Genomic DNA, 7,117 nt, shown 5'->3' on the forward strand with positions numbered 1-7,117 from the left:
TATAGATGATTAATCAGTTTGAAGTTATTGAAACAAATAAAATGATTGAGCAGGAAAATCTAGATGTAAGAACTATTACAATCGGTATTAGCTTATTTGAATGTATTGATTCTTCTTTAGATGTTCTTTGTGATAATATTTACAACAAAATCATGTCTACTGCAAGAAATCTTGTACCTGTAGGACAGTCTATTGAAAAAAAATATGGTATTCCTATTGTGAATAAGCGTATCTCAGTTACGCCTATTGCAACAATCGGATCTTCAGCCTGCAAGAAGCCAGAAGACTATGTACAGATTGCAAAAACACTAGATAAGTGTGCAAAGGAATTAGGTATTAACTTTATTGGTGGTTATACTGCCATTGTTTCTAAAGGTATGACTAAAGCAGAACGTATGCTTATTGAGTCTATTCCACAGGCTATGAAGGAAACTGAATTTGTATGTTCAAGTGTTAATGTTGGTTCTACTAAGACTGGTATTAATATGGATGCTGTCGCATTACTTGGACAGATTGTGAAAAAGACTGCATATGCTACTAAGGATATTGAGTCTATTGGCTGTGCAAAGCTTGTTATCTTCTGTAATGCCCCAGATGATAACCCATTTATGGCTGGTGCATTCCATGGTATGAGTGAATCAGACGCCATTATTAATGTTGGTGTCAGTGGTCCTGGTGTTATGCATAAAGCAATTAAGAACGCAAAAGGTAAAGACTTTGGTGAATTATGCGAAATCATCAAGAAAACTGCATTTAAGATCACTCGTGTAGGTCAGTTAGTTGCTTTAGAAGCATCTGAAGCATTAGGTATTCCTTTTGGTATTATTGACTTATCTTTAGCACCTACACCAGCTATTGGTGATTCTATTGCCGATTGTTTACAGAGCATGGGTCTTGAAAGAGTAGGGGCTCCAGGTACTACTGCAGCACTTGCTATCTTAAATGACCAGGTGAAAAAGGGTGGCGTTATGGCTTCATCTTATGTAGGTGGTTTGTCAGGTGCCTTTATTCCAGTCAGTGAAGACCAGGGTATGATTGATGCAGTCAATGCAGGATCTTTAACTTTAGAAAAGCTAGAAGCAATGACTTGTGTTTGTTCAGTAGGTCTAGATATGATTGCAATTCCAGGTGATACAAAAGCCGAAACAATCTCTGGTATTATCGCAGATGAAATGGCTATTGGTATGATCAACCAGAAAACAACTGCAGTAAGACTTATTCCAGTTATTGGTAAGGATGTAGGAGATACAGTTGAATTTGGTGGTTTATTAGGTTATGCCCCAATCATGCCAGTGAATTCATTCTCTTGTGATGAATTTGTGAACCGTGGTGGACGTATTCCAGCTCCTATTCATAGCTTCAAAAACTAATGAAAGAAGGGGTTATTTATGTATTTAAATGATTTAACAGTATATTATCAGTTAACAGATGATGAAGATGTTCTTTTCCTATTAAAGAATGTTGACCAATTAGACAATAAAGCAATTCAGCATGATTTTATTGCGAAATTCTTACAGGTTGCTGAAAAATATGATCTTCATGATCACTTGATGCAAAGCTTACTTACTCATTTGCTTGCAATGCATGAAAATGCCTTCTCGCTTTCACTAGAACGTGTTGTAGATGTTGATGATACATTAAAAGCACTTGTATTAAGAGATCTCACTTACTTCTATGATTTATTTCACTCTTCATTTGATGATCTAGAAGGACTAAATAGAGAGATTTTCTTCCATTTTTCACATTCTAAGCCAATTATTAACAAAGAGATTTATGAAGTCTTCAGTGAACTACAAAGTAATCTTGCACAAAGCACATCTGTTGAAGATTTCTATAACATCCTCTATAATCATTATCACAAGTATGGTGTTGGTAAATACGGTTTAAATAAGGCTTTTAGATATGTAGATGGCAATATCGTTTCTATCAATCATATAGAAGATAATACACTTGAACAGCTCATAGGCTATGAACGTCAAAAGGATCGTCTAATTGCGAATACAGAAGCATTTATTAATGGCAAGAAAGCAAATAATGTCTTATTGTATGGCGATAATGGAACTGGTAAATCATCAAGTATCAAAGCTATATTAAATCGTTATTACAAGGACGGTTTAAGAATGGTTGAAGTGTATAAGCATCAATTTATCCATCTTCCAGAAATTATTGGAGAATTACAGAACCGTAATTATAAGTTCATTATCTTCATGGATGATTTATCTTTTGAAGAATATGAAACCGAATATAAATATCTCAAAGCAGTCATTGAAGGCGGACTAGAAAAGAAACCTGATAATGTCCTTATTTATGCCACAAGTAACCGTAGACATTTAATTAAGGAAACTTGGGGCGAAAGAGATGACAATGAAGTAAATGTCAATGATGCTAAACAGGAAAAGCTATCACTTGTTGCCCGTTTTGGTGTCCAGATTCTTTATGTTCATCCAGATAAGCAGCACTATCTTGATATAGTAGATGGACTTGCAGATCAGTATCATTTAGATATTGATCGTAATGAACTCCATCGTTTAGCTATGGAATGGGAATTAAGAAACGGAGGCTATTCTGGGCGTGTAGCTAAACAATTTATACATATGATGCTTGGAAAATAAAATGAAACCCTTAAAATTATCTGATTTAAATACTGTTTTACCTTATTTAGATAAAGCCAATTATGAAGGCTATAACTCAAATTTCGTGACTATGATGATGTGGAATCATGAATATCATATTGAATATGAGATTCATGATCACTTCTGCATCATGTTACATAACTGTAAAGGACATCGCTTTTTTGCGATGCCCTTTGCGTCTTGCGAATACTACAAAGAAGCTGTTGAATACATGATGAATTATGCAAAGGAAAATAAGTTTCCTTTTATGATTGATTGTGCTATTCCATCTTTTGTAGAAAAAATAAAGAAGGTATGTCCTGGACAGTTTGTTTATGAGCATACAAGAGATTTAGATGATTATGTATATGATAAAGAAAAATTAATTACATTATCAGGTAAGAAGATGCAGAAGATGAGAAACAATTATCATAACTTCATTTCACAATATCCTAATTATGAATATCGTACATTGAATGCGGATGATGATATGCCTATGATTTTCAATAATCTATTAAAATGGGAAAGCGAAGAGCATGAACAGAGTGAATCCTTAACTTCTGAAGCATATGGAATTATGTATCTTCTTTCTACCCAGGATCAATTACCTATTAAGATAGGTGGCATCTTTATTAATAATGAATTAAAGGCTTTTATGATTGGTTCTCCATTAAAGCATGAAACAATCCAGATTCATATTGAAAAAGCTGATAAAACTATTAGAGGTCTTTATGTGACTTTAAGAAAAGAATTCTTAGAACATGAATGTGCGAATTTTAAATATGTAAATAGAGAAGAAGATATGGGAATAGAAAATCTTCGTATCTCTAAAGAACGTATGCATCCTTGTCATATGGTTGAAAAGACACGTATCTTTATTAATGATGCCATCGTTACACAGGCAACAGATGAAGATACTGAAACAATCAAAGAAATCTGGATGGACCGTTTTGAGGATGAGGATGAAGTCTCTACTGAATTCTATTTCAAATATAGATATAAGAAAGAGAATACATATGTTGTACGTTTTAAAGACAAAATTATTTCTGCTTTACAGATTGTACCTTTTAAAGTAAAAGATTACGAAGATAGTTATTTTATTCTAGGAGTTTCTACAAGGAGAGAGTATGAAGGACAGGGATTCATGAAATTATTAATGAATCATGTTTTAGATATTTATAAAGATAAACGCATTTATTTACAGGCTTATCATCCTGAAATTTATATGCCTTTTGGCTTTAAAGAATCTCATAGACATATTCTTTATAAGCTTGATAAAGCTAAGTATTGCCTTCCTAGTAATATTTGCCTGTCCCAGGATATAAGTCATCTCTATGATGATTACATGCGTTATACCGCAAATTTCAACCATTATTTAATGCGTGATGAAGATTATTTTAATAATTATCTAAGAATTAGATGTGTTGCATTTAACGATTCTGTTCTAACATTTAAAAATGAGTATGGACAACAAGGATATATGATTTATAATGATAGGGGGAAGTTTGTCTATATTTCAGAATTTATATACAATAAAGAATATTTAGATGACATCCTCAAAACGATTTCTGTTTATTTCTATAAAGACATTCGCATCGAAACAGATTGCATGGCGTCTATTCATGGTGAAAAAACAGATATGATCACAATGATGTGTAATCAGGAGGATAATACACCTCTTGAGAAGCGCTATATCAATGAAATCTATTAAACAGGGAGGCTATTATGATCAAGAATCATGATGAATTACATGAAGAATGTGGAGTTCTTGCTATATGGGGAGATGACAATGCTGCTCAATTAACATATTATGGCTTACATTCTTTACAACATCGTGGACAGGAGGCTGCAGGTATTGTTGTCCGCAATAAAAGTAGAAAGCTTAACATCCATAAGGGAGAAGGCTTAGTCAGTGAAGTATTTAATAAAGAAAAAATTGAAAAATTATCAGGTAATGCAGCTATTGGACATGTCCGCTATTCAACTGCAGGTGGGGGAGGAATCATGAATGTTCAGCCATTCTTATTCCGTACTCTCGATGGTATGATGGGTATTGCCCATAATGGTAATATTGTAAATGCTAACTTATTAAAGAAGGAACTCGAAGAAAATGGATCTATCTTCAATTCGACAAGTGATACTGAGGTTCTTGGTCATTTAATTAAGAGAGAAACAGGACGATTTGTAGATCGTATCTGTAAATCATTAGAAAAGATTGATGGAGCATTCGCATTTGTAATTTTAGTAGAAGATGCTCTTTATGTTGCAAGAGATAGATATGGTTTAAGACCTTTATCTATGGGTAGACTTCCAAGTGGAGGTTATATGTTCTCATCTGAAACATGTGCTTTAGATATTGCTGGAGCAGAATATGTAAGAGATGTAGAACCAGGTGAAATCATCCGTGTAAAAGATGGTATTATTAAATCTAAGAAGTATACTGAAACTTTACCTATCTGCAATAAGCTATGTGCAATGGAATATATTTACTTCTCTAGACCTGATAGTAATTTAGATGGTATTAATGTTCATACAGCACGTAAGACTTGTGGTAAGACTTTATTTGAAGAAGCACCAGTAGAAGCAGATTTAGTTATTGGTGTACCTGATAGTTCTATTTCAGCTGCTATTGGTTATTCTGAAGCATCTGGTATTCCTTATGAAATGGGGCTTATCAAAAATAAGTATGTAGGTAGAACATTTATCCAGCCAACACAGGAAATGCGTGAACGTGGGGTAAGAATGAAACTTTCAGCTGTATCTTCTATTGTAAAAGGTAAGAGAGTTATCATGATTGATGACTCTATCGTAAGAGGTACAACTTCTAAACGTATTGTAAGATTATTAAAAGAAGCAGGAGCTACAGAAGTACATGTTAGAATTGCTTCTCCAGCCATTAAGTTCCCATGTTTCTATGGTGTAGATATTTCTACACTAGAAGAATTAATCTCACATCGTATGAATGTAGAAGAATTATGTCAATTCATTGAAGCTGATTCATTAGCATTTATTTCAATGGAAGGATTAAAGAAATCTGTTAAGCATGATATGGATGGAAACTGTGATTTATGTATCTCTTGCTTTAGTGGTAATTATGTCACTAAGTTATATGATTCTATCGATCGTGCTAATAAAGACGAAAAATAGTACTATAAAACTCCCTTCATTGGGAGTTTCTTTCTTATATATAATACTTCGCATAATATATATTATGTAATTTTTTGACTATATCTGTTACGTTTGAATTGTAAAATGAGTGTGCTATAATAATAGTAATAATTAGAGTATCAAAGGAGGATCTCCATTATGAAAAAGACTACTACAGTAAAGAAAGAAACTGTAACTAAGAAAACAACTGCTAAGACTACTTATAAACCTGTTAAGATGAATCTTCAGGTACAGTATAACTATCATGATGTATCTTTAGATGATATTGAAAAAATGGTTATTGATCATCTTGTAGAACTTGGTTATAAGAAGACTTCAATTCTTACTTTAGATATTTATTATAAAGCAGAAACAAGTGAAGTATTCTATATTGCGAAAACAAATAATAAACAAGTACTCAAAAACGATGAACCTTTATATATCTAGTTTATTCCTCCCCTTTTTAATAGAAGGGGATTTTTTATTAGTCCCCTCCTCCATTTATAAAAAAAGAGAACACCGTTTGAGTAACTAAATAGACTTGTGGTTTACTCAAGTTTTAAAAAAGTCAGGGGTATGAACTCCTGGCTTTGCTTTTATGCTGTCAACTTTTTAGGGGCAGTTTTCTGGTATCTGTTTTGTTTATTTCATAAATCATTTTTCATGTTCTTAAGGTCAAATAAATCTATAGAAAGAAAAAAGGATAAGCATCGAAAGTTTGGCGACCGAGATGCTTATCCTGTCCAATAAGAACACTATGATAATAATAAAACTTTCATCTAAAATCAAGCATATTACTGAAAATCAATATAAAAAGATTATTCAATCCCTGAACTTCGATGAACTATCATGCCCTAAATGTAATTCCAAAGGTCTTCGTGCACATGCATCTTATAGTCGCTATGTTGACATCTTTAAACGTAGTCATAAAGTCACAATACAAAGATTAAGATGTCCTGAATGCGGATCTACTCATGCAGTCCTCATTGAGGATATGATTCCTTATTCCATTGCTTCTTATGACTTGATTGTTGATATTTTAGCTGGCATAGACTTTCTTGAATCTTCTCATGCCGCTTATCTTAAAGATAAGTATCTGAATTATCCCTTTGATTATGATTCATTCTGTAAAGTGAATACCAGAAAAAATTACCTTAATTTTTTTATGCTTCTTCACATGACTTTTATATAGTACAGCTCTTAAGGAATGATGTTACCTATTTCTATGATCACTGCACTTATGACACTGCAAAGAAACAGCTTGAGAAGATCATAATTGATTTCAGAAGCAGCGCTGTTGCAGAAATGAGTCCGGTTGCGAATACTCTTACCAACTGGAAAAAAGAGATCATCAACAG

At 33.1% G+C, this 7,117-nt stretch carries 6 protein-coding genes; all 6 read left to right on the top strand.

The genetic code is table 11. The annotated features are described in order from the left end of the window. The first annotated feature begins 5 nt into the window (after positions 1–5). Positions 6–1,370 (top strand): PFL family protein, encoded by a 1,365-nt coding sequence (locus tag EAI80_RS06565; RefSeq protein ID WP_129981402.1) that lies wholly within the window; start codon positions 6–8, stop codon positions 1,368–1,370. Positions 1,371–1,388: 18 nt separating this feature from the next. After that, positions 1,389–2,612 carry an ATP-binding protein gene (locus tag EAI80_RS06570; protein WP_129981403.1) on the top strand — a complete coding sequence of 408 codons (1,224 nt, stop codon included), beginning with the start codon at positions 1,389–1,391 and terminating at the stop codon, positions 2,610–2,612. A gap of 1 nt (position 2,613) precedes the next feature. Further along, on the top strand, positions 2,614–4,323 hold the full coding sequence (locus tag EAI80_RS06575; RefSeq protein ID WP_129981404.1) for a GNAT family N-acetyltransferase: 1,710 nt from the start codon (positions 2,614–2,616) through the stop codon (positions 4,321–4,323). A 14-nt stretch (positions 4,324–4,337) separates the two neighbouring features. Further along, positions 4,338–5,759, top strand: coding sequence for an amidophosphoribosyltransferase (gene purF / locus EAI80_RS06580; RefSeq protein ID WP_129981405.1), 1,422 nt, complete (start codon positions 4,338–4,340; stop codon positions 5,757–5,759). Positions 5,760–5,918: 159 nt separating this feature from the next. Then, positions 5,919–6,206, top strand: a complete 288-nt coding sequence (locus tag EAI80_RS06585) for a DUF6465 family protein (protein WP_129981406.1) — start codon at positions 5,919–5,921, stop codon at positions 6,204–6,206. A 310-nt stretch (positions 6,207–6,516) separates the two neighbouring features. Next, positions 6,517–6,951, top strand: a complete 435-nt coding sequence (locus EAI80_RS06590; protein WP_129981407.1) for a DUF6431 domain-containing protein — start codon at positions 6,517–6,519, stop codon at positions 6,949–6,951. The last annotated feature ends 166 nt before the right edge of the window (positions 6,952–7,117 follow it).

The organism is Catenibacterium sp. co_0103 (genome assembly GCF_004168205.1).
GTDB lineage: Bacteria > Bacillota_I > Bacilli_A > Erysipelotrichales > Coprobacillaceae > Catenibacterium > Catenibacterium mitsuoka_A.